We start from the raw sequence: 26,496 nt of genomic DNA on the forward strand, positions 1-26,496 counted from the left end.
AAAGGCGCGATTTTACGCGCTTGCCGATTCCCGTCACGCCTTCCAGCGCTTTCCCCCGGTGTCTTTTCCCGACCGATGACCTCCAGCAGCTTCACCGCCCTGTTCCTCGTCGCCCTTGGCGCCGGCCTGCTCACCCGTCTGTGGCTGGCCCAGCGGCAGATCCGCCACGTGGCCGGCCATCGGGCCGCGGTACCGATCGCCTTCGCGGCGAGCATCGCCCTCGACGCCCATCAGAAAGCAGCGGACTACACGGTGGCCCGGGTCAGGCTGGGCATCATCGACCTGCTGATCTCTGCCGCCCTGCTGCTGGGCCTGACCGTCGGCGGCGGCCTGCAGGCGCTGTTCGCACTGAGCGCCGCCGTATTCACACCCGGTACGCTGCAGCACGGTGTCGCCTTCATCGCGTTGGTGGCATCGGTCTCCTGGCTGGTAGACCTGCCGCTCACCGTCTATCGCAGCTTCGGGCTGGAAGCCCGCTTCGGCTTCAACCGGTTGCCCCCTGCGCTGTTCGTGGCCGACACGCTGAAGGGCATCGTGCTGTCCGCCGTCATCGGCCTGCCGCTGATCAGCTTCGTGCTGTGGTTGATGGCGGCCATGGGCCCGCTGTGGTGGCTGTACGTGTGGGCCTTCTGGCTGGGCTTCAACCTGCTCGTGCTGCTGGTCTACCCGACCTTCATCGCCCCCCTGTTCAACAAGTTCCAGCCCCTGGAAGACGGCCCACTGAAGGCCCGGATCGAAGGCCTGATGGAACGCTGCGGCTTCCGCCTGTCCGGGCTGTTCGTGATGGACGGCTCCAAGCGCTCGGCCCATGGCAACGCTTACTTCACCGGCTTTGGCGCCGCCAAGCGCATCGTCTTCTTCGACACGCTGCTGGAAAAACTCGCCCCCACCGAAGTGGAAGCGGTACTGGCCCACGAGCTCGGCCATTATCACCACCACCATCTGTGGAAACGCTTGGCCGTCATCGGCGCCGGCAGCCTGATGTTCTTTGGACTGCTGGGCCATCTCGCCGGCCAGGACTGGTTCTTCAACGGGCTGGGCGTGCAGGAAAGCGGCACTGCAACGACGCTGGTGCTGTTCGCGCTGGTGCTGCCGATCTTCACCTTCCCGCTGACTCCGCTGATGAGCATGTGGTCGCGGCACCATGAATTCCAAGCCGACGCCTACGCGGCCAGCCAGGCACCGGCCACCGAACTGGTCAGCGCCTTGGTCAAACTGTACCGGGACAATGCCTCGACCCTCACGCCGGACCCGCTCTACTCCAGCGTCTATGACTCCCACCCGCCGGCGGCAATCCGCATCGCCCGTCTGCAAGGGGCTGCGCGATGAAGGCCGTCGGCACCCTGGTGGCCGCTTTCGGGCGGCAGTACGAAGTCCGCTCCGAATCGGGCGAGATCCTGCTGTGCGTACCGCGAGGCAAGAAGAGCCTGTTCGCTTGCGGCGACCGGGTCCATTACGCGACTACCGGCCCCGGCCAGGGCGTCATCGAGAAGCTCATCGAGCGCAGCAGCCTGCTCTATCGTTCGGACGCCTGGCGCCAGAAGCTGATCGCCGCCAACGCGACCCAGGTCGCACTGGTGGTGGCGACGGAGCCCAGCTTCTCGGACGAGTTCCTCTCACGCTGCCTCTGCGCGGCGGAAAGCCAGCATCTCAAGGTACTGATCGTACTGAACAAGACCGATCTGAGCGCCAACCTTGAAGCGGCCCGCGCCCAGCTGGCGCCCTTCGTCACCCTGGGCTACCCGGTGCTGGAACTATCCGCATTGAGTGATGTGGAGTTGCTGCGCGCCCGCCTGATCGGCGAGACGAGCCTGCTGGTGGGGCAATCCGGCATGGGCAAATCCACATTGACCAATGCCCTGATCCCCGAGGCACGGGCCGAGACTCGCGAGATCTCCGAAGTGCTGGATACCGGCAAGCACACCACCACCTTCGCCCGTCTTTATACGCTGCCGGAAGGCGGCGGCATCATCGACAGCCCGGGCATGCAGACTTTCGGCCTGGTGCATCTCAGCGCCGAAGAGCTCGAAGACAGTTTCCGCGAGTTTCGCCCCTACCGCGGCGAATGCCGCTTCCGCGACTGCCGCCACGACGCCGAGCCGGGCTGCGCGCTACGCGAGGCCGCGGACAACGGCAAGATCGATCCCCGCCGCCTGCGCCAGTTCCTGCAGTTCCGCACCGAGTGCGAACAGGGCCGGCGCATGGCCCAGGGATGGTGAGAACCGAGCTTAAGCGTTGCCTTTCGGGGCCGCTTCGCCACTGAGCCAATCCGGGTTGGGCAACTCGTCGAAGGCGTGACCGAGGGCTTCGCTCCAGCGGTTGCGAATCATCGCGAAGTATTCGTTCTTCGCGTCGATGCTGACGTGGGACGAAATCTTGAGCTCATCGGTCTTGAGAATGGCCAGATCCAAGGGCACGCCCACCGACAGGTTCGAGCGGATCGTCGAATCCATGGAGATCAATGCCAGTTTGGCTGCCTCGTCCAGGCTGGTCTGGCTCTTCACGACTCGGTCGATGATCGGCTTGCCGTACTTGGACTCGCCGATCTGGAAGTACGGCGTATCCGGCGTGGCTTCGATGAAGTTGCCGGCCGCGTAGATGTGGAACAGGCGCGGCGCTTCATTGCCGATCTGCCCGCCAAGAATCAGCGCCGCGGTGAAATCGATGCCGAAGCTCTGCAGCGCGTCCGCATCGCGCCGATGCACCTCGCGCAGCGTGTCGCCCACGTGCCGGGCCGCCTCGAACATGTTCGGCATCGACCACAGGTTTTCCCGCCCGTCCTGGGCCGCCATCGCTTCGCGCAGCATCGACACCAGCTGCTGGGTGATCGCCAGGTTGCCCGAGCTCATCAGGACCATCACCCGCTCACCGGGGCGCTGAAAGATGGACATTTTGCGGAAGGTATTGATGTGGTCGACGCCCGCGTTGGTACGGGAATCCGACAGGAAAACCATACCCGCATCGAGCAGCATGCTGACACAATAAGTCATGGGGAAAGTCCCAAGAAAAAGGCGGTCCGGATGACGGACCGCCGGGAGAGTTTGGAAGCTGTTTTGGAAGCTGTGTAACGCGCCGTCGCGTCAGCGACGCAGATCGTCGAGAATGGACTTGATCTCGGCGCGGATGTCGCTCAACTGCCCGCGCAAACCGGCGGCCTCTTCCACATCCTCAAGCTTGCGCACCCCCAACTCGCCAAGTTGATTGCGTGCGCCGGAAATGGTGAAGCCGTCCCGGTACAACAGTTCGCGAATCCGGCGAATCAGCAGCACTTCATGATGCTGATAATAGCGCCGATTGCCGCCCCGCTTGACCGGCCGCAACTGGGTGAACTCCTGCTCCCAGTAACGCAGCACATGAGGCTTGACCCCGCACAGATCGCTGACCTCACCGATGGTGAAGTAACGCTTGGCGGGAATCGGCGGCAATTCGGCTATCGCCGGAACTTCACTTTGCGACATCGCTCAGTTGCTCCACATTGGCCTTGAGCTTTTGGCTGGCGTGGAAAGTCACCACACGCCGGGCGGTGATGGGGATCTCTTCGCCAGTCTTGGGGTTTCGACCTGGACGCTGCGGTTTCTCACGAAGCTGGAAGTTGCCGAAGCCGGAGAGCTTGACGCAATCCCCGCGCTCCAGCGCCAGGCGAATCTCCTCGAAGAAGCACTCGACCATATCCTTGGCTTCGCGCTTGTTGAGTCCCACCTGCTCAAACAGCATATCGGCGAGTTCCGCCTTGGTAAGTGTCATACCCATGTTGACTCAGGCCCTCAACTTCGCGCCGAGATTTTCTTCGGCATGGCGGGTCAGGGCAGTCATCGCGGCATCCACTTCAGCGTCCTCCAGAGTCCGCTGAGTTTCTTGCATAACTACGCGGAAAGCAAGGCTTTTCCGGTTCGGCTCGATACCCTTGCCCTGGTACTGGTCGAACAGTTCGATGCGCTGCACAATGGCCGGCGCCACCTGCTGAAGGCCCTTCAACAAACTTGCCGCCGCCACGCTCTGCTCGACGACCAGGGCCAGGTCACGGGTCACCGCCGGGAAGCGGGAGAGTTCCTTGTAGGCCGGCGTCACCGTACCGAGCAGAGCGTCGAGTTCGATCTCGAAGGCCACCGGCGCCGTACCTAGTTCATAGCGCTGAACCCAGATCGGGTGCAGTTCGCCGATGAAACCGATTTCGCTGCCATCGAGCAGCACACGTGCGGAACGGCCCGGATGCAGGGCCGAATGGGAGGCCCGCTCGAACTCGGCGACACGCGGGAATAGCAGCGCTTCCAGGTCCGCCTTGACGTCGTAGAAGTCCACATTGCGGTTGGACTCACCCCATTGCTCAGCCTTTGCCAGGCCAGCAGCCAACGCGGCCACACGTAGCGGTTGATGGTAGCCCTCCACCGGCTTGCCGGCAGCATCCTTGGCGAAGCAGCGGCCGATCTCGAAGACGCGGACGCGGTTGGTCTGACGCTTGCGGTTGGTCACCACGTTGGACACCAGGCCGCCGATCAGACTGGAGCGCATGACGCTCATCTGGCTGGCGATCGGGTTGGCCAGACGGACCGGATCAGCGTTGCCACTGAAGTCCTTCTCCCAGGCCTCTTCGACGAAGGCGAAGTTGATGACCTCCTGGTACTCGCGGCCGGCGATCAGCCGGCGGACGGTCATCGTGTCGCGGCGGGCCTCAGGGCGCGGCAACATGCTGATCGGGCCCTTCGGGGCGACGGTCGGGATGTTGTCGTAACCATGCAGGCGCGCGATCTCCTCGATGAGGTCTTCCTCGATCTCCAAGTCGAAGCGGTAGGACGGCGGCGTGACGACAAAATCCTCACCATCACGGGCCACCTGGAGATTCAGGCGGGTAAACATCTCGGCGACATGGTCGGCCGTCAGCTGGATGCCCAGCACGCGGCGCACACGAGCTGCGCGCAGGCGGATCGGCGCACGAACGGGCAGCTTGGCTGCATCGACGACTTCGTTCACCGGACCGGCGGAACCGCCGCAGATGTCCAGGATCAGGCGAGTCGCCCGCTCGATGGCCTGGCCGGCCAGTGCGAAGTCGACACCGCGCTCGAAGCGGTAGGACGCATCCGACGAGAAACCATAGGCACGCGCGCGCCCAGCGATCGCATCGGGAGCGAAGAACGCGCTCTCCAGGAACAGCTCGGTGGTTTCCAGGGTGACACCGCTTTCCTCGCCGCCCATGATGCCGGCCAGCGCCAGCGCGCGGGACTCGTCGGCGATCAGGAGCGTGTCGGCCGCCGGCGTGACGGTCTGACCGTTGAGCAGCAGCACCTGCTCGCCCGCCGTCGGGAAACGCACGTGAATGGCGCCGTTCAGCTTGGCCTCATCGAAGGCATGCAGCGGCTGACCCAGTTCGAGCATCACATAGTTGGTGACGTCCACCAGCGCGCTGATCGAGCGGATGCCGCTACGGGCCAGGCGCTGCTTCATCCAGTCGGGCGTCGCAGCCTTGGCGTCGACACCGCGGATGATCCGGCCGGCGTAACGCGGGCAGGCTTCCGGCGCGTCGAGCACAATGGCACGCACGGCGTCGTGGGCGGGCGCCACGGGCTCGCTCGCCGGCAGGCTGAGCGGCTTGCCGGTCAGCGCCGCCACTTCGCGGGCGATGCCGGTGAGGCTCAGGCAGTCTGCGCGGTTCGGCGTCAGCTTGATGGTGAACAGGGTGTCGTTGAGATCGAGGTATTCGCGCAGGTCGGTGCCGACGGGCGCGTCTTCCGGCAGCACCAGCAGGCCGTTGCTTTCTTCGGAGATACCCAGCTCCTTGGCGGAACACAGCATGCCGAAGGATTCGACGCCGCGCAGCTTGGCCGCCTTGATGCCAAAACCGGCCAAGTCGGCGCCCACCAGCGCACACGGGATCTTGATGCCGGCGGCCGCATTCGGCGCGCCGCAGACGATCTGCAGCAACTCGCCCTGCCCCGCGTCCACCTTGCAGACGCGCAGCTTGTCAGCGTTGGGGTGCTTTTCGGCCTCGACGATCTGCGCGACCACCACCTTGGAAAACTGGGCGGCCACGCCGTCCTGCTCTTCCACTTCCAGCCCCGCCATCGTGAGCAAATGCCCAAGCGCGTCCGAATCGAGGTCCGGACTGACGAAGCTGCGCAACCAGAGTTCTGAGAATTGCATGGCTTACCTGAATTGACCGAGGAAACGAAGATCGCCTTCGAAGAACAGGCGAAGGTCATTGACGCCATACCGCAGCATGGTCAGCCGATCGGGCCCCATGCCGAAAGCAAAGCCGGTGTAACGCTCGGGGTCGATGCCGCCGGAGCGCAATACGTTGGGGTGCATCATTCCGCAGCCGGCGATCTCCAGCCAGCGCCCCTTCAGCGCACCGCTCATGAAAGCCACGTCGATCTCGGCGGACGGCTCGGTGAACGGGAAGAAGGACGGACGGAAACGCACCTGCAGATCGTCGCTCTCAAAGAAGCTGCGCAGGAAGTCGGCGACCACGCCCTTCAGGTCGGCGAAGCTGACGCTCTCGCCCACCCACAGACCTTCGACCTGGTGGAACATCGGGGAGTGGGTGGCATCCGAATCGACGCGGTACACACGGCCCGGCGCGATCACGCGCAGCTCGGGCATCGTGTCGCGATCCTTGTAGGCCTCCACGTGGGCCTGCATCGCGCGGATCTGGACCGGGCTGGTATGGGTGCGCAGCAGCACGCCCTCGCCGTTCTCCAGATAGAAGGTGTCGTGCATCGAACGGGCCGGATGGTTGGCCGGGGTGTTCAATGCCGTGAAATTGTAGAAGTCGGTCTCGATCTCCGGCCCTTCAGCCACATCGAAGCCGATGGAGCGGAACAGTTGTTCGACACGCTCCAGCGTACGCACCACCGGGTGCAGACCACCGATGCCGGCGCCACGGCCAGGCAGTGTCACATCCAGCGCTTCGGCAGCCAATTGCGCTTCGAGTGCGGCCTGCTGCAGCGCATCGCGGCGCGCGTTGAGTTGCGCTTCGATGGCGGCCTTGGCCTTGTTGATCTCGGCACCGGCCGTCTTGCGGGCTTCCGGATCGAGTTTGCCGAGGCCTTTCAGCAGTTCGGTGAGGGAACCGCCCTTGCCCAGGTAGCGCGCCTTGGCGGCCTCCAGGGCTGCTCCGTCCGCGGCGGCGGCGAAATCCACGCCTGCTTGCGCGACGAGTTGATCGAGTTGATCCATTTTTCCTGTCTTATCCCGGGTTCAGGACAAAAAAAAGGAGGCTAGGCCTCCTTTTTTCGTGCTGCGCAAGATTACGCAGCGAGCTTGGCCTTGGCTTGTTCGGCGAGCGCCGCAAAAGCGGGCTTGTCGAACACGGCCAGGTCGGCCAGAACCTTGCGGTCCACTTCGATGGAGGCCTTCTTCAGACCGTTCATGAAGCGGCTGTAGGTCAGACCAACTTCACGGGCGGCCGCGTTGATACGGGCGATCCACAGGGCACGGAACTGACGCTTGCGCTGACGACGGTCACGGTAAGCGTACTGACCGGCCTTCATCACCGCCTGCTTGGCGATCCGATATACGTTCTTGCGACGGCCGCGATAGCCCTTGGCTTGATCGAGGACCTTCTTGTGGCGGGCGCGAGCGGTTACACCGCGTTTAACTCGGGGCATTGCGTTCTCCTAAATCAAGCGTAAGGCATCATTGCGCGGATGGACTTTTCGTCCGAAGCATGCACGGCAGTCATACCGCGCAGCTGGCGCTTGCTCTTGGTGGTCTTCTTGGTCAGGATGTGGCGCTTGAACGCCTGCGAACGCTTGATGCTACCGGAAGCGCGGATCTTGAACCGCTTGGCGGCGCCGCTCTTGGTCTTCATCTTGGGCATGAAGTACTCCACTTATATCATGGTGCCAGGTGGCTTCCGACTTTCGGAAACGCTTCAACAACCCGTCACCACTTGTTCCGGCGGACTATGTTGTCCGCCGTACTCCGGAGCCCGGAGGCCCCGAAAATCCTTAGTGCTTCTTCTTCGGCGCGATGACCATGATCATCTGGCGCCCTTCCATCTTCGGCATCTGCTCGACTTGGGCGATTTCGTCCAGATCGGCCTTGATGCGCTCGAGCTGGCGCATGCCGAACTCCTGGTGAGCCATTTCGCGACCGCGGAAACGGAGCGTCACCTTGGCCTTGTCACCATCGTTCAGGAACTTGATCAGGTTACGCAGCTTGATCTGGTAGTCGTTCTCGTCCGTACCCGGACGCAACTTCACTTCCTTGACCTGGATCTGCTTCTGCTTCTGCTTGGCCTCATGGGCGCGCTTGGCTTCTTCGTACTTGTACTTGCCGAAGTCCATCAAGCGACACACCGGCGGCTTGGCCATCGGCGCGATCTCTACCAGATCCACACCGGCCTCTTCAGCCGCTTCGAGTGCAGCACGCAGAGAAACGATGCCGATCTGCTCACCGTCCTCACCCGTCAAGCGCACTTCCGGCACACTAATTTCGCCGTTGATGCGCAGCTTCTTTTCCTGAGCGATGGTTCAAGTCTCCTATGAAAACAAAAAATCAGGCCGTGCCAGCAAACGAGGAAACCTCGTGCTGCCAACGCTCAACAACCGAATCTAGGGTCAGTTGACCGAGGTCTTGATTTCCTCGGGCGCGCACGGCCACTACATTAGCTGCCTTTTCCTTATCGCCCACGACAAGGATGTACGGCAACTTACGCACGCTATGTTCGCGTATTTTATAAGTAATCTTCTCGTTGCGCAAATCAGCCTCGACGCGGAAGCCCCGAGCGCGCAAGGAATTGACCACTTCCGTGACGTAATCCACCTGGGATTCGGAGATATTCAGCACCACCGCCTGCACCGGCGCCAGCCACATGGGCAAGGCTCCTGCGTAGTTCTCGATCAGGATGCCGATAAAACGCTCCAGCGAACCCAGGATGGCGCGGTGCAACATCACCGGCGTATGACGGCCGTTATCCTCACCCACGTACTCGGCCCCCAGGCGGGTCGGCATGGAAAAGTCCACCTGGACGGTGCCGCACTGCCAGGAGCGACCAATCGCGTCCTTGATATGGAATTCGATCTTCGGACCATAGAAGGCACCCTCGCCCGGCAGTTCCTCCCACTCCAGACCACTGGCACGCAACGCGGAACGCAGGCCGCTCTCGGCCTTGTCCCACACCTCATCCGAACCCACCCGGCTATCCGGACGCAGGGCGAGCTTGACAGCCACATCCTTGAAGCCGAAATCCGCATACACCTTGCGCACCAAGGCATTGAAGGCGGTGACTTCGGCCTCGATCTGATCTTCGGTACAGAAGATATGCCCATCATCCTGGGTGAAGCCGCGCACCCGCATGATGCCGTGCAGCGCACCGGAAGGCTCGTTGCGGTGGCAAGCCCCAAACTCGCCGTAGCGGAGCGGCAGTTCGCGATAGGAACGCAGATCGGAATTGAAGATCTGAATGTGCCCCGGGCAATTCATCGGCTTCACCGCGTAATCGCGACTTTCCGATTCGGTGGTGAACATGTTTGCCTTGTAGTGCTCCCAGTGGCCAGACTTCTCCCACAACGAGCGATCCAGAATCTGCGGACAGCGCACTTCCTGATAGCCATTGTCGCGGTAGACGGCACGCATGTACTGCTCGACCGCCTGCCAGACCGTCCACCCATTGGGGTGCCAGAACACCAAGCCCGGCGCCTCTTCCTGCAGATGAAAGAGATCGAGCTGCTTGCCCAGACGGCGATGATCCCGCTTCTCAGCCTCTTCCAGCATGTGCAGGTAAGCCTCCTGATCCTCCTTCTTGGCCCAGGCAGTACCGTAGATACGCTGCAGCATCTCGTTCTTGGAGTCACCGCGCCAGTAGGCGCCAGCCACCTTCATCAGCTTGAAGACTTTCAGCTTGCCGGTGGACGGCACGTGAGGGCCGCGGCACAGGTCGGTGAAATCACCCTCCCGATACAGGGAGACATCCTGATCTTCCGGGATCGACGCAATGATCTCGGCCTTGTAGTGCTCGCCAATGGACTTGAAGTACGCCACCGCCTCGTCCCGCGGCAGCACGCTGCGCTCGACGGGGATATCACGCTTGGCGAGCTCGGCCATGCGCGCCTCGATCGCCACCAGATCTTCCGGCGTAAACGGGCGCTTGTAGGAAAAGTCGTAGTAAAAGCCGTTTTCGATCACCGGCCCGATGGTCACCTGCGCCTCCGGAAACAGCTCTTTGACCGCATAGGCGAGCAAGTGGGCTGTCGAGTGGCGGATGACCTCGAGACCGTCAGAGTCCTTATCCGTAACGATCGACAGCGCCACATCGGACTCGATCAAATAGGAGGTATCGACCAGATTGCCTTCAATCTTGCCGGCAAGAGCTGCCTTGGCAAGGCCGGTACCAATCGACGCAGCAACCTGGGCAATGGTTACAGGCTGTTCAAAACTACGAACAGAACCGTCGGGCAGGGTGATGTTGGGCATGGTGGCTCGCTCAAAGGAAAAATCTGGGCAAAAAAAAAGTGCGGCCGAGCCGCACTTTTTTCTCTACCGAAAAACGCCTTGCAGGCTGACTCGACACAATTCAGTCAAGGGCGCTGCAAGCTCGAAACATTGCGTTTTCCTCTTAGGTGTTTGGTAGGCGCGATTGGACTCGAACCAACGACCCCCACCATGTCAAGGTGGTGCTCTAACCAGCTGAGCTACGCGCCTAAGAAGCCCGCATTATAGATGAGCTACAGAAATTGTCAACACTATTTTCACTCCCTCGTTTCCACCTGCGGCCAAGCCGCCAGGAAGCGCTGCCAATGGGGTGCCGCCACACGGCTGAGAGACTCCCGCACGAACGCGATCTCCGCGTCGTACTGCGTCTTGTCGAGTGCTCCGCGCATCAACTGGAAACGCAGGAACACGAGGTAGGTGTTGACCACATCGGTCTCGCAATAATCGCGAATCTCGCCGATGCGCCCTTCGCAGTACCCTTTCCACACCGCCGAACCATCCATACCCAGCTTGCCTGGAAACCCCATCAGCTTGGCCAGATCATCCAGCGGAGCGTTGGCACGCGGTTGATACAGCGCAAGCAGGTCCATCAGATCCAGGTGGCGGGTGTGGTAGCGGCTGATGTAGTTGTTCCACTTGAAATCGCGGGAATCGTGGAAGTCCCCATCTCCAAGGTCCCAATAACGGGGCGCCGTGATTCCGTGCAGCATGCCGCGATAATGCAACACAGGCAGATCAAAGCCGCCGCCGTTCCACGATACGATCTGCGGCGTGAAGCGTTCGATGCCATCGAAGAAGCGCTGGATCAGTTGCCCTTCCGTGCACTCCGGCTCCGATAGGGAAAAAACCCGGAACTGGCTCGCATCCCGCAACGCGCAGGAAATCGTGACGACCCGCTGCAGGTGATGGGGCAGGAAGTCTGTGCCGTTCGCCGCCCGTCGCTGCTGAAAAGCAAACTCGGCCACCTCCTCGTCCGGGAGTTCAGCGGGCAGCCCGTGCAGGACGCGGATCCCTTCGACATCCGGGATCGTCTCGATGTCGAAAACGAGAGTGGTGGCCAAGGCAGCCATCAGGCAGGAAACACCCCGGTAGACAGGTAACGATCTCCCCGGTCGCAGACGACGGAGACGATAACCGCATTCTCGACCTGTTCAGCCAGGCGTAGCGCGACATGCATGGCACCACCGGAAGAAATACCGGCAAAGATGCCCTCCTCCCGCGCCAAGCGACGGGTCATTTCTTCAGCGTCGGCCTGGGCCACGTACTCCAGGTGATCAACTTTGCTCTTGTCGTAGATCTTCGGCAGATAAGCCTCTGGCCACTTGCGGATCCCAGGGATCTGCGCGCCTTCGGTCGGCTGGCAACCGATGATCTGGATCGCCGGATTCTGCACCTTCAGGTAGGCGGAAACCCCCATGATGGTACCAGTGGTACCCATGCTGCTGATGAAGTGGGTGATCGTTCCACCGGTCTGTTGCCAGATCTCCGGTCCGGTGCCATCGATGTGCGCCTGGGGATTGTCCGGGTTGGCGAACTGGTCGAGGATCACGCCCCGCCCCTCGTCACGCATCTTTTCGGCCACATCGCGGGCGAGCTCCATGCCGCCCTCCTTCGGGGTCAGCACCAGTTCGGCACCAAAGGCACGCATCGTCTGCCGGCGCTCGATGCTCTGGTTCTCCGGCATGACCAGGACCATGCCGTAGCCGCGAATCGCCGCTGCCATCGCCAATGCGATGCCGGTGTTGCCGCTGGTTGCTTCGATCAGCGTATCGCCAGGGCGAATGTCACCGCGCAACTCGGCCCGCAGAATCATCGACATGGCCGGCCTGTCCTTCACCGAGCCAGCCGGATTGTTACCTTCCAGCTTGGCCAGGATGACGTTGTTGTGCCCTGCCGTGATGCGCTTGAGACGGACCAGGGGGGTTTGCCCCACGTAGTCCTCGAGTGTTTTGAATTCCATGATTCTGTCCAATGGGATGCCGGATTGAAGCGATCATACCGAACGCCACCTCAAGCCAGACAAGCAAACCCTGAGCCATCCGGTCAGCGCCGCCTACACCTGCTCCGCCGGATGAAAAAGGGGCTTCCGACGGAAGCCCCCGAAACAATTTGTCAGTTTTGCGCCAGACTTACGGCCGGCCGATGCTCAGGTAGGTGAGCCCAGCCTGACGCGGCAGCTTCGGATCGAAGATGTTACGCCCATCGAAGATGATTGGCGTCTTCAGCTTTTCCTTGATGACCTGGAAGTCCGGACTACGGAACTCCTTCCACTCGGTCACGATCAGCAGCGCGTCCGCCTCATCGAGGGCCTGCATCGGGCGCTCAGCGTAACGCAGACGCGGCTCATCGCCGAAAATCCGGCGCGTCTCAGGCATCGCAACCGGATCGTAAGCCGTCACCGTCGCGCCGCGGCGGAACAGCTCGGCGATGATCACCCGGCTGGGTGCCTCACGCATATCGTCGGTGTTCGGCTTGAAGGCCAGGCCCCAGATGGCAAAGTTATGCCCTGACAGATCCTCACCAAACTCGGCGACGATCTTGTTCACCAGTACGAGCTTCTGCGCGTCGTTGGCATCCTCCACCGCGTTCAGCACGCGCAGCGCATGCCCCTCGTCAGCACCGGTCCGGATGAGCGCCTTGACGTCCTTTGGGAAACAGGAACCACCATAGCCACAACCCGCATACAGGAAGTGATAGCCGATACGCGGATCGCTGCCGATGCCCTGGCGAACCAGCTCGATGTCGGCCCCGAGGGATTCGGCCAGCAAGGCCAGTTCGTTCATGAAGCTGATACGGGTGGCCAGCATCGCGTTGGCGGCGTACTTGGTCAGCTCTGCGCTGCGCAGATCCATGATCAGCAGCTTCTCATGGTTCCGCTGAAAGGGCGCATACAAGGCCTTCATCAGGAAAATCGCCTGATCATCCTCCGCGCCGACGACAATGCGGTCCGGGCGCATGAAATCTTCAACCGCCGCACCTTCCTTGAGGAACTCCGGGTTGGACACGATGCTGTACGGGATGGCCTCGCCACGCGCATCGAGCTCGGCCTGCACCGCTGCCTTGACCTTGTCCGCCGTACCCACCGGCACGGTACTCTTGTCGACGATCACCTTGTAGTCGGTCATGTGCCGACCGATTGCGCGAGCGGCAGACAAAACGTACTGCAGGTCGGCGGAACCGTCCTCATCCGGCGGCGTACCGACGGCGATGAACTGGATGGTGCCGAACTGCACCGCTGCCTGGACATCCGTCGTGAAATGCAGACGCCCCGCAGCCACGTTACGTGCAACGACCTGATCCAGGCCCGGCTCGTGAATGGGAATCCCGCCCTCCTCAAGAATCCGGATCTTCTCGGGATCCAGATCGAGGCACAGCACGTCGTTGCCCATCTCTGCCAGACAGGCCCCTGACACCAAGCCCACGTACCCAGTGCCGACTACAGTGATTTTCATACGCTTATTTCCAATGAAGAATCCAGAAAACGTGCCAACTGCGCCCCTTAAGTGGTGCTATGGGGCCAGATCGAATTCCTCGGTCCGCTTCGGAGGATAGGTTTCCCAACCACCGCAGGCGGGACAACGCCAGTAAAACTGCCGGGCCTTGAAGCCGCAGGCTTCGCAGCGATAACGCGCCACGCGGCGCGTATGACCATGAACCAACCCCTTCACCAGCTCAATGTCGGTCCGCTGCGCCACCGGAGCAGTAAGAAGCGCAGCCTCCAGCAACTTGTCGAGCCCCAACAATGTGGGGTTACGGCGCAGCTCATCGCGTACGAGGTTATATGCAGCCTGCGGGCCTTCCTGCTGCAACTCCCATTGAAACAAGGCATCCAGCAAATCAAGGGATGGATATTGATCGAGGTAGCTGCGCAACAGCTGCATCCCCTGCTCCAGCTCACCCAGACGCCGGTAGGCATCCATGATCCGCTCCGCAACCAGCGCGAGATAAACCGGGTTCTGGCTCTCGACCCGCTTCCAGGCATCAAGCGCCGCCCGGTCATCCCCCCGTGCAGCATGCAGATCGCCAAGCAACATGCTCGCACGCACCGATTTCCGGCTCATTTCAAGCGCGCGCGTCAGGCCCTCTTCCGCGTCATCAAAGCGGGAATTGGCAAGGTCTGCTGCGGCAAGTTCGCAATGGAAGTTCGAAACCTCCTTTTCCCACAGCACGCTTTCATGCTCAGGCAAGGCCTTCGCCGTATCGATCGCCTTGCGCCAGTCCTTCTCCTGCTGGTAGATATCCAGCAAGTTCTTCAGCGCAAAATCGTTGGCTCGGCTGCCACGCAACTGCAGGAAAACGGCCTCGGCACGGTCGAGCAAGCCCGCCTTCAGAAAGTCGAGGCCGAGTTCCGAAAGAGCCTGGAGGCGCTGATCCTCGGACAGATCATCGCGATCAACCAGGTTCTGGTGCATTCGGATAGCCCGGTCTGTTTCTCCGCGACGGCGAAACAGACTACCAAGCGCAAAATGCAACTCGACGGTCTGATTGTCGATCTTCACCGCCTCGATGAAGGCATCGATCGCCTTGTCCGGCTGCTCGTTGAGCAAAAAATTGAGCCCGGTCAAATACGTCCGCGGCAATGCCCGCGACTCCCTGACCAGATGTTTGATATCGATGCGGGCCGCCAGCCACCCCAACGCGAAAAACAGGGGAAAGGCCAGCAACCACCAGAGTTCGAATTCCATAGGGACTAGTAGCTCTCGGGAAGATCAGGGCCACTAACCACTGGGGCGCCGCTACGCACCTCCGGCATACCCTCCCCCCCTTGCCGCGGAGTTGACTGATCTCACGTTGCTGGCGATACACGGTCGCGAGCGTTGCGCTCACGCCGATCAGCACGCCAATGACGACAAAGAGCAGGATGACCAGCACCAAGGGCACTTGCCACTGTCTGCCAAAGAAGAAATTCAGGACCACCACTTCATCGTTCTTCAGTGCAAAGCCAAACAGCACCAAGAAGAGGAAGAGCCTGACAAGCCATATGAGAGCACGCATGGCCGAAATTATCCCCGACGTGGACAAAAAAAGAAGGCGGCTTACGCCGCCTTCCTGCTCGAGCTTCTGGCCACCGGACGAGACCGCATCATGGACGGGATCAACCCATCATGTCAACGCGCTCCCGCAACTCCTTGCCTGCCTTGAAATGCGGAACATACTTCTCCGGCACTTGCACCTTTTCACCCGACTTGGGATTGCGCCCAACGCGCGGGGGGCGGTAATTCAAGGCAAAGCTGCCAAAGCCGCGGATCTCGATGCGATCACCTCGCGACAAGGCGTCGGTCATCGCATCGAGAATCATCTTGACCGCGAACTCGGCGTCCTTCGCAACCAGCTGGGGAAAACGCTCCGCCAGCCGGGCGATGAGCTCCGACTTGGTCATGCCCGAACCGCTTACTTCTGCTCGTTGAGCTTGGCCTTCAGCAGCGCACCGAGGTTGGTGGTGCCGCTGGCGGCGGAAGCGCTGTCAGAAGCCAGTTTGCTCATCGCTTCGTTCTGCTCGACCTGATCCTTGGCACGGATGGACAGGTTGATGCCGCGGGTCTTGCGATCGACGTTGACGATCAGGGCCTCGACGGACTCACCGACCTTCAGCAGCTGGGACAGATCGTCCACGCGGTCACGGGAGAACTCGGATGCACGCAGGTAGCCTTCCACGTCGCTGTTCAGGGCGATCACGGCGCCACGGGCATCCACGGACTTCACGGAGCCGGTCACGAGGGTGTTCTTGTCGTGGGTGGCGATGAAGTTGGTGAACGGATCCCCATCGAGCTGCTTGATGCCGAGGGAGATACGCTCCTTCTCGACGTCGATGTTCAGCACCACGGCCTCGACTTCGTCACCCTTCTTGTACTGACGGACGGCTTCTTCGCCGGTCAGGGACCAGGACAGGTCGGACAGGTGAACCAGACCGTCGATGCCGCCTTCCAGGCCGATGAACACGCCGAAGTCGGTCAGGGACTTGATCTGGCCGCGGACCTTGTCGCCCTTCTTGTGGTTGATGGCGAAATCGTCCCACGGGTTGGACATGCACTGCTTCATGCCCAGGGAGATACGACGACGGTCTTCGTCGATTTCCAGGATCATCACTTCGACTTCGTCGCCCAGCTGGACAACCTTGGTCGGATGGATGTTCTTGTTGGTCCAGTCCATTTCGGACACGTGCACCAGGCCTTCGATGCCCTGCTCGACTTCAACGAATGCACCGTAGTCGGTGATGTTGGTAACCTTGCCGAACAGACGGGTGCCCTGCGGGTAACGACGGGAGATGCCGACCCACGGATCTTCGCCCAGCTGCTTGAGGCCCAGGGAGACGCGGTTCTTCTCCTGGTCGAACTTGAGCACCTTGGCTTCGAGCTCGTCGCCGACGGACAGGACTTCCGACGGGTGACGGACACGGCGCCAGGCCAGGTCGGTAATGTGCAGCAGGCCGTCGATGCCACCCAGATCCACGAATGCGCCGTAGTCGGTGATGTTCTTGACGATACCCTTGACGACGGTGCCTTCCTTGAGGGTTTCGAGGAGCTTCTGACGCTCTTCACCCATGGAGGCTTCCAGCACGGCGCGGCGGGAAACAACGACGTTGTTGCGCTTGCGGTCGAGCTTGATGACGCGGAATTCGAATTCCTTGCCTTCGAACGGCGTGGTGTCCTTGACAGGACGCATGTCCACCAGGGAGCCCGGCAGGAAGGCGCGGATGCCATTGACCATAACGGTCAGACCACCCTTGACCTTGCCCGTGATCACGCCCTTGACCAGGATGGCGTCGTTGAGCGCCTTGTCGAGGTCGTTCCAGGCGGCGATACGCTTGGCCTTGTCGCGGGACAGGCGGGTTTCACCGTAGCCGTCTTCGAGTTGCTCGATGGCGACTTGAACATAGTCGCCGACCTGAGCGGTCACTTCGCCGCGATCGCTGCGGAATTCGTCGATGGGGATGTAGCTCTCGGACTTGAGGCCAGCATTGACGACAACGAAGTTTTGATCGATCCGCACGACTTCAGCGGTGATCACCTCGCCGGCACGCATTTCCTGACGATTGAGGGATTCCTCAAACAGGGCGGCAAAGCTTTCCTCGAAGGAAACAGGGGTGGCAGTGGACATATTGGAAAAAAGAACCTTACAACCGTCGTGAAACGGCTCCTGGTTGAACATACCTTCCCGCCCCTCATGGTTCGGGAAGATCCTTTACAGCAAAAAAATCAGTTGTGAGACGCGGCCCGCTCAATCACGAAATCGACCGCCTGCTGGGCAGTCATTCCGGAAGTATCGAGCAGCACCACGTCTTCGCCCCGCGTCAAAGGCGCAACGGCGCGCTGGGAATCCCGCGCGTCACGTTCATGCAAGTCTTTGAGCAGATCTGTCATGTTAGCAGCCATTCCTTTATCGATCAACTGCTTATAGCGCCGCTCCGCACGCGTCTCCGCAGAGGCGGTCAGGAAGATCTTCAGGCCCGCGTCGGGGAAAACCACCGACCCCATGTCACGCCCTTCCGCCACCAGGCCAGGCGACTTGCGGTAGGCGCGCTGACGCCAGAACAGCGCATTGCGCACCGCCGGCAGCACCGCCACCTTGGAGGCTCCTGCCGAACATGTCTCGCTACGGATCGCCTCGGTCACGTCGTCACCGTCGAGCAATACGCGATCACCGTCGAAACGGGCCGGCAGCGCCGCCGCGATGCTTTCCAGACGGAGTTCGTCATTCAGTGCCACGCCCTGTCGCTCAGCAGCCAGCGCGACCAGACGGTACAGCGCTCCGCTGTCCAGATGATCGAAGCCCAGCGCCTCCGCCACCCGCGCCGCCACGGTCCCCTTGCCGGAAGCCGAGGGGCCGTCGATGGCCACCACCGGAACCGGCGTCGCGATACCCGCGAAGGTTGCGAAGTAAGCCGGAAAGGTCTTGTTCACGCACTTCGGGTCGTTGATGCGCACGTAGGGCCCACCCAACGTCGCCAGCGAGAAGCACATGGCCACGCGATGGTCGTCGTAGGTATCGATCACCGCCGGCTTGAGCTGCGCAGGCGGAATGACCTTGATGCTTTCCGGATACTCCTCGACCGTGGCGCCGAGCTTGCGCAGCTCGGCAGCCATCGCGGCGATGCGATCAGTCTCCTTGACCCGCCAGCTGCCGATGTTGCGCAGCACGCTGGGCCCATCCGCGAACAGCGCAGCGACCGCCAGGGTCATGGCCGCATCGGGGATGTGATTAAGGTCGAGATCGAAAGCTTTCAGGCGGCCAGATGCCGGCGCACTCGCCTCAATCCAGTCCTCACCCCAGACGATCTCCGCCCCCATCTTTGCCAGGGCCTCGGCAAACTTGACGTCCCCCTGGATGCTGCGGCGCCCGGCGCCGACCACGCGGACCGGACCGGCCCCCAGCGCACCTGCAGCCAGGAAATAGCTGGCCGTAGACGCGTCGCCTTCCACCGCGATGCGGCCGGGCGACGTATAGCGCTGGCCCGCCGGCACGATGAAACGGCTCCAGCCCTCGCGCTGCACGAAGACGCCGAAGCGCTCCATCAGGTTGAGGGTGATCTCCACGTAGGGACGGCTGATCAGCTCGCCCTCAACCTCGATGACCAGCGGCTTGTCCCTTGCCACCAGCGGCGCGGCCTGCAGCAGACCGGTCAAGAACTGGCTCGACACGTTGCCGCGCACGCTGACCCGCTCCGCGGCAAGATCCGCAGGCTTCAGCGCCAACGGCGGATAGCCTTCCTGCCCCAGCCACTCGACCTGCGCACCCAACTGCTTGAGACCATCCACGAGGTCGCCGATCGGCCGCTCATGCATGCGCGGCACGCCGGACAGACGCACCTCGGCGGCCTCATCGGCGCAGCCGGACAGGCTCGTCACGATAGCCGGTACCAGCGTCCGTATGCTCAGCCCCGAGTTGCCGACAAAGATGTCTGCCTGCAGGTTGCTGAAACGGCCACCACAGCCCTGCACGCGCAGCGCCTCCCCCTCCTCCGTCACATTGACGCCGAGGGCAACGATCGCATTACGCATTACCCGCGTGTCGTCGGAGTCCAGCAGGTCTTCGACCAGCGTGTCACCTTCGGCGAGCGCCGCCAGCAACAACACGCGATTGGAAATGCTCTTGGAGCCCGGCAGGCGCACCGTGCCCGCGGCCTTCTGCATCGGAGGCAGGTCGATGAATTCCATGAAAACTCCTTTTGATTACTCGCCCGAAGGCGTCGCGGGAAATGCCTTGTCCGCCCATGCATTACGGGCGCGGCTGGACTCGTCGAAAACCTTTTCGAGAGCGGGCCCGTCACCAGCCACCAGCAGCGCACGCAGATAGGCCAGTTCGGACAGGTAGGCATCCAGTTCGGCCAGCAGCGAATGCCGGTTGGCCACACAGATGTCCCGCCACATCTCCGGATGGCTACCCGCCACGCGGGTGAAATCCCGGAAGCCGCTCGCCGCGTAGCTGAACAGCTGCTCGGCATTGGCCCGACCGGCCAGATCGTGCACAAGACCAAAGGCCAGCAGATGCGGCAGATGACTGACCGCCGCAAAGACCCGGTCGTGCTCCTGCGGACTCATCTCGTGCAGCACCGCGCCGCAGGCGGCCCACAGCTCACGGACCCGTGCCACGGCTTCGGGGGCATTCTCCGGCAGCGGCGTTACGACGACCTTGCGGCCGCGATACAGCTCCGCACGGGCCGCCGCCGGCCCGCTCTTTTCCGCGCCGGCGATGGGATGGGCCGGCACCACGTTGGCCAGATGGGCGCCAAGATGACGGTAGATCGCCTCGATCACGTCACGCTTGGTGCTGCCCGCATCCGTCACGATGGTTCCGGCGGACAAGTGCGGTGCCATTGCCGCCGCAACCGCATCCATCTGGCCGACCGGCATGGCCAGCAACACAATGTCGGCACCGTCGAGGGCCTCGGCCCAATCGGTGGAAATCTCGTCGATCACGCCCAACTGGCGCGCCACAGCCAGCGGCTCCGGCCGCCGGCCGACGCCGACGATGCGATTGACCAGCCGCGCCTGGCGCAGGGCCAGGGCCACCGAGCCGCCGATCAGACCGACGCCGCAAACCACCAGCTTGTCGATCGTCTTCACAGCCGGCCCCATCTAGCCCAGCGCTACCGGCAGGGCCTCAAGGAAGCGCGCGTTCTCGCTCTCCAGGCCGATGGAAACCCGCAGCCATTCCGGCATGCCATAGGCGCCGATCGGGCGGACGATGACGCCCTGCTTGAGCAGCGCCTGATTGACCGCCGCCCCGTTGCCGACCTTGAAGGTCACGAAATTGCCGGCGGACGGGATCCAGTCGAGGCCGAGCGCTACGAAACCGGCGGTCAGCTGAGCCATGCCGGCGCGGTTGAGCTCATAGCTGCGCGCCAGGAATTCGTCGTCGAACAAGGCCGCGGCCGCGGCAGCCAGACCGAGGCTGCACACATTGAAAGGCTGGCGCACCCGGTTCAACAGATCGATGACAGCCGGACTGGCCAGGCCGTAGCCGACGCGCAGCCCGGCCAGGCCATAGGCCTTGGAGAAGGTGCGGCTGATCAGCAGGTTCGGGAAGCGCTTGAGCCACGCGATCGCGTCGTAACGCTGCTCCGGCGACAGGTATTCGGTATAGGCCTCGTCGAGGACCACCAGCACATGCTCGGGCACACGGGCGAGGAAGGCCTCGAGCTCCGCGCCGGGCAGGAAAGTGCCGGTCGGATTGTTGGGGTTGGCGATGAACAGCACCCGCGTCGCCGGCGTAATGGCTGCCAGCATGGCATCGAGGTCATGCCCGAAGTGCTTGGCCGGCACTTCGATACCCCGCGCGCCCGCCTCCTGCGTCGCCAGCGGATAGACTGCGAATGCGTGCTGGGAATACACGGCATCGACGCCCGGCCCCAAGAATGCACGGGCCGCCAGTTCGAGCACATCGTTGGAGCCGTTGCCCAGCACGATCTGGTCGTGGCCCACGCCGTAGCGGCGATGCAGCGCATCCTTCAACTCGAAACCGTTGCCATCCGGATAGCGGGCGATGTCCGTCACCACCTTGAGCATGGCCTCGCGGGCCCTTTCGCCAACACCCAGCGGGTTCTCATTGGAGGCCAGTTTGACGATGGACTCTTCGGCCAGGCCCATTTCCCGCGCCAGCTCGGAAATCGGCTTGCCGGGCTGATAGGGAGAAATGGCCCGGATATGAGCGGGCGCCAGATCGCACAAAGACATGAACAACTCCTGGGAATCAGTACACGGCCTGGGGGTAGGAGCCCAGGATCTTCAGATAGGCGGCGTTGCGTGCCAGGTCATCGAGGGCGGCCTTCACTGCCGGATCATCGCGATGGCCGTCGATGTCCACGTAGAACACGTACTCCCACAAGGCCGCACGGGCCGGACGCGATTCGAGACGGGTCATCGAAACCCCGGCATCAGCCAGCGGTGCGAGGAGTTCGTGCACCGCACCCGGACGGTTGGTGGCCGACATGATCAGTGAAGTCTTGTCGGAACCAGTCCGCCCCGCGTCATGGCGACCGAGGACCAGGAAGCGCGTGGTGTTGTTGGGCTCGTCCTCGATGCTCTCGACCAGCCGTGGCAGGTCGTAGCGCTCGGACGCAGCCTCGCCGGCAATCGCCGCCACACCGGGCTCGAGGGAAGCCAGGCGCGCGGCCTCCGCATTGCTGCCGACTGAGATGCGCGGCACGCCCGGCAGGTTGCCATTCAGCCACTCGTGGCACTGGGCCAGGGACTGGGCGTGGGAATACACCTTGCGGATCGCCGACAGCTCCGTCTCGCGGGTCAGCAGGTTCTGGTGGATGCGCAGCACGACCTCGCCGCAGATCTTCAGCGGTGAGCCCAGCAACAGATCAAGGGTCCGGCCGACCGCACCTTCGGTGGAGTTCTCCACCGGCGCCACGCCGTAGTCCGCATGCCCGGCTTCGACTTCACGGAACACATCGTCGATGGTCGTCTGCGGGGCCAGGCGGGCGGCGTGCCCGAACTGCTTGACCGCAGCGCTCTCGGAGAACGTCCCGAGCGGCCCCAGGAAGGCGACGCCCAGCGGATTCTCCAGCGACAGACAGGCCGACATCACCTCCCGGAAGAAGAAGGTCACGCTTTCGTTCGGCAGCGGCCCGTCGTTCAGGGACTGGATGCGCCGCAGCACCTGCGCCTCCCGCTCCGGCCGGTAGATGTAGCCGGCATCGCCATACTTGGCCTTGATCTCGCCCACGTGCTGGGCACACTTGGCGCGCTGGTTCAGCAACGCCAGCATCTGCGCGTCGATGGTGTCGATCTGCTCGCGCACCACGCCGAGCTCACGCAGCATCTCGTCGTTCATGCCTTCTCCTCGTCCGTAACGCTCACGCCTTGCGCGCGGCGAAATCCTGCATCAGGTCCACCAGCGCCCGCACACCGTCCAGCGTCATCGCGTTGTAGATGGATGCACGCATGCCGCCCACCGACTTGTGCCCCTTCAGGCCGGACAGCTGCCGCTCGGCGGCCTCGGCCAGGAAGGCGGCATCCAGCGCCGGATTGGCCAGCGTGAACGGCACGTTCATGCGCGAGCGGAAGGCCTCCTGAACCGGGTTACGGTAAAAGCCGTCGCTGGATGCGATGGCATCGTAGACGAGCCGTGCCTTGGCGATATTCCTCTGCTCCACCGCCTCCAGGCCGCCTTGGGCAAGCAGATCCTTGAAGATCAAGCCGGCCAGGTAGATGCCGAAGGTGGGCGGCGTGTTGAGCATGGAGCCGTTTTCCGCCATCGTCGCGTAGTCCATGACGCTCGGCGTGATCGCGGAGGCCTTGCCGAGCAGGTCTTCGCGAACGATCACGATGACCAGCCCGGCCGGGCCGATGTTCTTCTGCGCACCGGCGTAGATCAGGCCGTAGCGGGACACGTCCATCGGGCGCGACAGGATGTGCGAGCTCATGTCTGCCACCAGCGGCACGCCCGCCGGCGCGGTCGGCAGGTCGAACATCTCGACGCCATGGATGGTCTCGTTGGTGCAGATGTGCAGGTAGGCCGCCTGCGGATCGAGCTTCAGCTCGTCGGCGTTCGGCACCCGCGTGAAGCTGTCGGCTTCGCTCGAGCCGGCCAGGCGTACGGCGCCGAAGCGCTGGGCCTCCTTGTAGGCCTTCTTGGACCACGAGCCGGTGACGATGTAGTCGGCGGAACGCCCATCCAGGAGGTTCATCGGGATCTGCGCGAACTGCTGCGTCGCGCCGCCCTGCAGGAAGAGCACCTTGTAGTTGGACGGGATACCCATCAGCGTGCGCAGGTCGGCCTCGGCCGACTCGATCACCCCGGTGAAATCCTTGCCCCGGTGGCTCACCTCCATGACGCTCATGCCGGTACCCCGCCAGTCGAGCAGTTCGTCGCGCACCTGTTCGAGCACCTTGGTCGGCAAAACGGCCGGCCCGGCCGAGAAATTGAAAATCCGCATCGTCTGAATCCTTCCTCAGTTCGCTCAGGCTTCCGGCGCGGCGCCTTCGGCCCCGGCCTCACCCGTCGCGTCCTGTTCTTCTTCATCGCCTTCAAGAATCTTCTGCACACCGGACAGCTTGCTGCCCTCATCCACCGAAATCAGCGTGACGCCCTGCGTGGCGCGGCCCATCTCGCGGATCTCGGCCACGCGGGTCCGCACCAGCACGCCGCCGGTGGTGATCAGCATGATCTGGTCCTTCTCGGTCACCAGGGTTGCCGCCACCACCTTGCCGTTACGGTCGGAGGTCTGGATGGCGATCATGCCCTTGGTGCCGCGGCCATGGCGGGTGTACTCGCCGATCGGTGTCCGCTTGCCGAAACCGTTCTCGGTAGCGGTCAGCACGCTCTGCTCTTCGTTCTCGGCCACCAGCATGGCGATCACGGTCTGGCCGTCTTCCAGCGTCATGCCGCGCACACCGCGGGCCTGGCGGCCCATCGGACGCACGTCGTTCTCGCTGAAGCGCACCGCCTTGCCGGCATCGGAGAAGAGCATCACATCATGCTTGCCGTCGGTGATCGCTACCCCGACCAGGTAGTCGCCCTCGTCCAGGCCCACGGCAATGATGCCGGCCTTGCGCGGGTTGGAGAAGTCGGTGAGCGGCGTCTTCTTGACCGTGCCCTCGGCGGTGGCCATGAAGATGAAATGCCCTTCGTCGAACTCCTTGACCGGCAGCACGGCGGTGATCTTCTCGCCGTCGAGCAGCGGGAAAAGGTTGACGATCGGCTTGCCGCGGGAGTTCCGGGTGCCTTCCGGCACTTCGTACACCTTGAGCCAGTACAGGCGGCCGCGGTTGGAGAAGCACAGGATGTGGTCGTGGGTATTGGCGACGAAGAGCTGGTCGACGAAATCGTCATCCTTCACCGCCGCCGCCTGCTTGCCACGACCGCCACGCTTCTGGGCCCGGTAGTCGGTGAGCGGCTGACGCTTGAAGTAGCCGGTATGGGACAGGGTCACCACCATGTCCTGCGGGGCGATCAAGTCTTCGATGTTGATGTCGGCGGTATTCATCACCACCTCGGAACGCCGCGGGTCGCCGAACTGCTGCTTGATGAGCGTCAGCTCGTCGCCGATGATTGCGGTGATCCGCTCCGGGCGGGCCAGGATGTCGAGCAGGTCGGCGATGTTGGCCATCACTTCCTTGTACTCGGCAACGATCTTGTCCTGCTCCAGGCCGGTCAGGCGCTGCAAGCGCAGCTCGAGGATGGCCTGGGCCTGGGCGTCGGACAGGCGGTAGCCCTGGGCGGACAGACCGAACTCCGGCGCGAGGCCCTCGGGACGGAAACTGTCGGAGGTCGCGCGGGCCAGCATTTCCTCCACCAGCGCCGAGCGCCACTCGCGCCCCATCAACGACTTCTTGGCTTCCGGCGGCGTCGGCGCAGCCTTGATCAGCGCGATGATCTCGTCCACGTTGGACAGCGCAACAGCCAGACCTTCGAGGATGTGACCACGTTCGCGCGCCTTGCGCAGTTCGAAGATCGTGCGGCGGGTGACCACCTCGCGACGGTGCGCCAGGAAGCACTCCACCATCTGGCGCAGGTTCAGCAGGCGTGGCTTGCCGTCCACCAGCGCCACCATGTTCATGCCGAAGGTGTCCTGCAACTGGGTCTGCTTGAACAGGTTGTTCAGCACCACGTCAGGCACTTCGTTGCGCTTCAGCTCGATGACCACGCGCATGCCGGACTTGTCCGACTCGTCGCGGATCTCGCTGATGCCCTCGATCCTCTTCTCGTTCACCAGCTCGGCGATCTTCTCGAGCAGGGTCTTCTTGTTAACCTGGTAAGGAATCTCGTCGACGATGATCGCCTGGCGATCGCCCTTGCCGATGTCTTCGAAGTGGGTGCGTGCACGCATCACCACGCGACCACGGCCGGTGCGATAGCCTTCATGCACGCCGGACAGGCCGTAGATCAGGCCCGCGGTCGGGAAGTCCGGCGCCGGTACGATCTTGATCAGCTCCTCGATCGACACGTCCGGCTCCTGCAGCAGGCGCAGACAGGCATCGACGACTTCGCTGAGGTTGTGCGGCGGAATGTTGGTCGCCATACCGACGGCAATACCGCCGGAACCGTTGATCAGCAGGTTCGGGATGCGCGCCGGCAGCACCAGCGGCTCCTTCTCCGAGCCGTCGTAGTTCGGCCCGAAGTCGACCGTTTCCTTGTCGATGTCGGCCAGCAGCTCGTGGCCGATCTTGGCCATGCGGATTTCGGTGTAACGCATGGCCGCCGCGCTGTCGCCATCCACCGAACCGAAGTTGCCCTGGCCATCCACCAGCATGTAGCGCAGGGAGAAATCCTGAGCCATGCGGACGATGGTGTCATAGACGGACTGGTCGCCGTGGGGGTGATACTTACCGATCACGTCACCGACGATACGGGCAGACTTCTTGTAAGCCTTGTTCCAGTCGTTACCCAGTTCGTGCATCGCGAACAGTACGCGCCGATGCACGGGCTTGAGGCCGTCACGCACATCCGGCAGGGCCCGCCCTACGATCACGCTCATCGCGTAATCCAGGTAGGCGTGACGCATCTCGTCTTCGAGGCTGATGGGGAGAGTTTCTTTGGCGAACGGGATCATGGCACCGCGGGAATCGACAGTCCGTCGAAAAGACGAAAAGACGCGAGTTTAGCACGCCGCAGGGG

At 62.6% G+C, this 26,496-nt stretch carries 23 protein-coding genes, 1 tRNA gene and 1 pseudogene; 2 read left to right on the top strand and 23 right to left on the bottom strand.

What is annotated here, in order from left to right; translation table 11 throughout:
• The first annotated feature begins 75 nt into the window (after positions 1–75).
• Both AC1PQG_RS15710 and rsgA read left to right on the top strand, forming a co-directional pair.
• Entirely contained in the window at positions 76–1,329 is a 1,254-nt protein-coding gene (locus AC1PQG_RS15710) for a M48 family metallopeptidase (RefSeq protein WP_481118758.1), read from the top strand.
• Positions 1,326–2,219 (top strand): ribosome small subunit-dependent GTPase A, encoded by an 894-nt coding sequence (rsgA, locus tag AC1PQG_RS15715; protein WP_481118759.1) that lies wholly within the window; start codon positions 1,326–1,328, stop codon positions 2,217–2,219. Before AC1PQG_RS15710 ends, rsgA begins: the two co-directional genes overlap by 4 nt.
• A 9-nt stretch (positions 2,220–2,228) precedes the next feature.
• Here the strand turns inward: rsgA and AC1PQG_RS15720 are convergent, their stop codons facing one another.
• From AC1PQG_RS15720 to gyrA, 23 genes and pseudogenes are all read right to left on the bottom strand, one after another.
• A complete protein-coding gene (locus AC1PQG_RS15720; protein WP_481118760.1) occupies positions 2,229–2,990 on the bottom strand; it encodes a proteasome-type protease in 762 nt (253 codons plus the stop codon).
• Positions 2,991–3,080: 90 nt separating this feature from the next.
• Entirely contained in the window at positions 3,081–3,458 is a 378-nt protein-coding gene (locus AC1PQG_RS15725) for a MerR family transcriptional regulator (protein WP_481118761.1), read from the bottom strand.
• Positions 3,445–3,750, bottom strand: coding sequence for an integration host factor subunit alpha (locus AC1PQG_RS15730; RefSeq protein WP_173862649.1), 306 nt, complete (start codon positions 3,748–3,750; stop codon positions 3,445–3,447). Before AC1PQG_RS15730 ends, AC1PQG_RS15725 begins: the two co-directional genes overlap by 14 nt.
• Positions 3,751–3,756: 6 nt before the next feature.
• Entirely contained in the window at positions 3,757–6,135 is a 2,379-nt protein-coding gene (gene pheT, locus AC1PQG_RS15735) for a phenylalanine--tRNA ligase subunit beta (protein WP_481118762.1), read from the bottom strand.
• 3 nt (positions 6,136–6,138) lie between these two features.
• Positions 6,139–7,170: a phenylalanine--tRNA ligase subunit alpha gene (gene pheS, locus AC1PQG_RS15740; RefSeq protein WP_481118763.1), complete on the bottom strand. Its 1,032-nt coding sequence runs from the start codon at positions 7,168–7,170 to the stop codon at positions 6,139–6,141.
• Positions 7,171–7,241: 71 nt separating this feature from the next.
• Positions 7,242–7,601 carry a 50S ribosomal protein L20 gene (gene rplT, locus AC1PQG_RS15745; RefSeq protein ID WP_079434014.1) on the bottom strand — a complete coding sequence of 120 codons (360 nt, stop codon included), beginning with the start codon at positions 7,599–7,601 and terminating at the stop codon, positions 7,242–7,244.
• Between the two features lie 14 nt (positions 7,602–7,615).
• A complete protein-coding gene (gene rpmI, locus AC1PQG_RS15750) occupies positions 7,616–7,813 on the bottom strand; it encodes a 50S ribosomal protein L35 (protein WP_481113480.1) in 198 nt (65 codons plus the stop codon).
• A gap of 130 nt (positions 7,814–7,943) precedes the next feature.
• On the bottom strand, positions 7,944–8,465 hold the full coding sequence (infC, locus tag AC1PQG_RS15755) for a translation initiation factor IF-3 (protein WP_374483031.1): 522 nt from the start codon (positions 8,463–8,465) through the stop codon (positions 7,944–7,946).
• A gap of 28 nt (positions 8,466–8,493) precedes the next feature.
• Entirely contained in the window at positions 8,494–10,410 is a 1,917-nt protein-coding gene (gene thrS / locus AC1PQG_RS15760) for a threonine--tRNA ligase (protein ID WP_481118764.1), read from the bottom strand.
• 151 nt (positions 10,411–10,561) lie between these two features.
• Positions 10,562–10,638: transfer RNA gene (locus AC1PQG_RS15765), tRNA-Val, on the bottom strand.
• Between the two features lie 47 nt (positions 10,639–10,685).
• Positions 10,686–11,489, bottom strand: coding sequence for a 3'-5' exonuclease (locus AC1PQG_RS15770; RefSeq protein WP_481118765.1), 804 nt, complete (start codon positions 11,487–11,489; stop codon positions 10,686–10,688).
• Between the two features lie 8 nt (positions 11,490–11,497).
• Positions 11,498–12,388, bottom strand: a complete 891-nt coding sequence (cysM, locus tag AC1PQG_RS15775) for a cysteine synthase CysM (RefSeq protein ID WP_481118766.1) — start codon at positions 12,386–12,388, stop codon at positions 11,498–11,500.
• A gap of 169 nt (positions 12,389–12,557) precedes the next feature.
• Positions 12,558–13,880, bottom strand: a complete 1,323-nt coding sequence (locus AC1PQG_RS15780) for a UDP-glucose dehydrogenase family protein (RefSeq protein WP_481118767.1) — start codon at positions 13,878–13,880, stop codon at positions 12,558–12,560.
• A gap of 57 nt (positions 13,881–13,937) precedes the next feature.
• Positions 13,938–15,113, bottom strand: coding sequence for a lipopolysaccharide assembly protein LapB (gene lapB, locus AC1PQG_RS15785; RefSeq protein ID WP_481118768.1), 1,176 nt, complete (start codon positions 15,111–15,113; stop codon positions 13,938–13,940).
• Positions 15,114–15,207: 94 nt separating this feature from the next.
• Positions 15,208–15,423: pseudogene (locus tag AC1PQG_RS15790) on the bottom strand (lipopolysaccharide assembly protein LapA domain-containing protein); the annotation flags it as partial.
• Positions 15,424–15,523: 100 nt separating this feature from the next.
• Complete coding sequence (locus tag AC1PQG_RS15795; protein ID WP_079434022.1) at positions 15,524–15,808, bottom strand: integration host factor subunit beta; 285 nt, start codon at positions 15,806–15,808, stop codon at positions 15,524–15,526.
• Between the two features lie 11 nt (positions 15,809–15,819).
• Entirely contained in the window at positions 15,820–17,526 is a 1,707-nt protein-coding gene (rpsA, locus tag AC1PQG_RS15800) for a 30S ribosomal protein S1 (RefSeq protein ID WP_481118769.1), read from the bottom strand.
• A 98-nt stretch (positions 17,527–17,624) separates the two neighbouring features.
• Positions 17,625–19,583 carry a bifunctional 3-phosphoshikimate 1-carboxyvinyltransferase/cytidylate kinase gene (locus AC1PQG_RS15805; RefSeq protein WP_481118770.1) on the bottom strand — a complete coding sequence of 653 codons (1,959 nt, stop codon included), beginning with the start codon at positions 19,581–19,583 and terminating at the stop codon, positions 17,625–17,627.
• Between the two features lie 15 nt (positions 19,584–19,598).
• Positions 19,599–20,492: a prephenate dehydrogenase gene (locus AC1PQG_RS15810; protein WP_481118771.1), complete on the bottom strand. Its 894-nt coding sequence runs from the start codon at positions 20,490–20,492 to the stop codon at positions 19,599–19,601.
• A 12-nt stretch (positions 20,493–20,504) separates the two neighbouring features.
• Positions 20,505–21,602, bottom strand: a complete 1,098-nt coding sequence (gene hisC, locus AC1PQG_RS15815; RefSeq protein WP_481118772.1) for a histidinol-phosphate transaminase — start codon at positions 21,600–21,602, stop codon at positions 20,505–20,507.
• A 16-nt stretch (positions 21,603–21,618) separates the two neighbouring features.
• Complete coding sequence (gene pheA / locus AC1PQG_RS15820) at positions 21,619–22,710, bottom strand: prephenate dehydratase (RefSeq protein ID WP_481118773.1); 1,092 nt, start codon at positions 22,708–22,710, stop codon at positions 21,619–21,621.
• Positions 22,711–22,732: 22 nt separating this feature from the next.
• Complete coding sequence (serC, locus tag AC1PQG_RS15825; protein WP_481118774.1) at positions 22,733–23,815, bottom strand: 3-phosphoserine/phosphohydroxythreonine transaminase; 1,083 nt, start codon at positions 23,813–23,815, stop codon at positions 22,733–22,735.
• Positions 23,816–23,839: 24 nt separating this feature from the next.
• Positions 23,840–26,431, bottom strand: a complete 2,592-nt coding sequence (gene gyrA / locus AC1PQG_RS15830; RefSeq protein ID WP_481118775.1) for a DNA gyrase subunit A — start codon at positions 26,429–26,431, stop codon at positions 23,840–23,842.
• Positions 26,432–26,496 lie beyond the last annotated feature (65 nt).

The organism is Zoogloea sp. GDB6 (assembly GCF_056724105.1).

Excerpts from the sequence above, each read along its gene's own strand:
- AC1PQG_RS15710 (WP_481118758.1), top strand. The coding sequence starts at position 76 with ATGACCTCCAGCAGCTTCACCGCCCTGTTCCTCGTCGCCCTTGGCGCC.
- rsgA (WP_481118759.1), top strand. The coding sequence starts at position 1,326 with ATGAAGGCCGTCGGCACCCTGGTGGCCGCTTTCGGGCGGCAGTACGAA.
- AC1PQG_RS15720 (WP_481118760.1), bottom strand. The coding sequence starts at position 2,990 with ATGACTTATTGTGTCAGCATGCTGCTCGATGCGGGTATGGTTTTCCTG.
- AC1PQG_RS15725 (WP_481118761.1), bottom strand. The coding sequence starts at position 3,458 with ATGTCGCAAAGTGAAGTTCCGGCGATAGCCGAATTGCCGCCGATTCCC.
- AC1PQG_RS15730 (WP_173862649.1), bottom strand. The coding sequence starts at position 3,750 with ATGGGTATGACACTTACCAAGGCGGAACTCGCCGATATGCTGTTTGAG.
- pheT (WP_481118762.1), bottom strand. The coding sequence starts at position 6,135 with ATGCAATTCTCAGAACTCTGGTTGCGCAGCTTCGTCAGTCCGGACCTC.
- pheS (WP_481118763.1), bottom strand. The coding sequence starts at position 7,170 with ATGGATCAACTCGATCAACTCGTCGCGCAAGCAGGCGTGGATTTCGCC.
- rplT (WP_079434014.1), bottom strand. The coding sequence starts at position 7,601 with ATGCCCCGAGTTAAACGCGGTGTAACCGCTCGCGCCCGCCACAAGAAG.
- rpmI (WP_481113480.1), bottom strand. The coding sequence starts at position 7,813 with ATGCCCAAGATGAAGACCAAGAGCGGCGCCGCCAAGCGGTTCAAGATC.
- thrS (WP_481118764.1), bottom strand. The coding sequence starts at position 10,410 with ATGCCCAACATCACCCTGCCCGACGGTTCTGTTCGTAGTTTTGAACAG.
- cysM (WP_481118766.1), bottom strand. The coding sequence starts at position 12,388 with ATGGAATTCAAAACACTCGAGGACTACGTGGGGCAAACCCCCCTGGTC.
- AC1PQG_RS15780 (WP_481118767.1), bottom strand. The coding sequence starts at position 13,880 with ATGAAAATCACTGTAGTCGGCACTGGGTACGTGGGCTTGGTGTCAGGG.
- lapB (WP_481118768.1), bottom strand. The coding sequence starts at position 15,113 with ATGGAATTCGAACTCTGGTGGTTGCTGGCCTTTCCCCTGTTTTTCGCG.
- AC1PQG_RS15795 (WP_079434022.1), bottom strand. The coding sequence starts at position 15,808 with ATGACCAAGTCGGAGCTCATCGCCCGGCTGGCGGAGCGTTTTCCCCAG.
- rpsA (WP_481118769.1), bottom strand. The coding sequence starts at position 17,526 with ATGTCCACTGCCACCCCTGTTTCCTTCGAGGAAAGCTTTGCCGCCCTG.
- AC1PQG_RS15805 (WP_481118770.1), bottom strand. The coding sequence starts at position 19,583 with ATGGAATTCATCGACCTGCCTCCGATGCAGAAGGCCGCGGGCACGGTG.
- hisC (WP_481118772.1), bottom strand. The coding sequence starts at position 21,602 with ATGTCTTTGTGCGATCTGGCGCCCGCTCATATCCGGGCCATTTCTCCC.
- pheA (WP_481118773.1), bottom strand. The coding sequence starts at position 22,710 with ATGAACGACGAGATGCTGCGTGAGCTCGGCGTGGTGCGCGAGCAGATC.
- serC (WP_481118774.1), bottom strand. The coding sequence starts at position 23,815 with ATGCGGATTTTCAATTTCTCGGCCGGGCCGGCCGTTTTGCCGACCAAG.
- gyrA (WP_481118775.1), bottom strand. The coding sequence starts at position 26,431 with ATGATCCCGTTCGCCAAAGAAACTCTCCCCATCAGCCTCGAAGACGAG.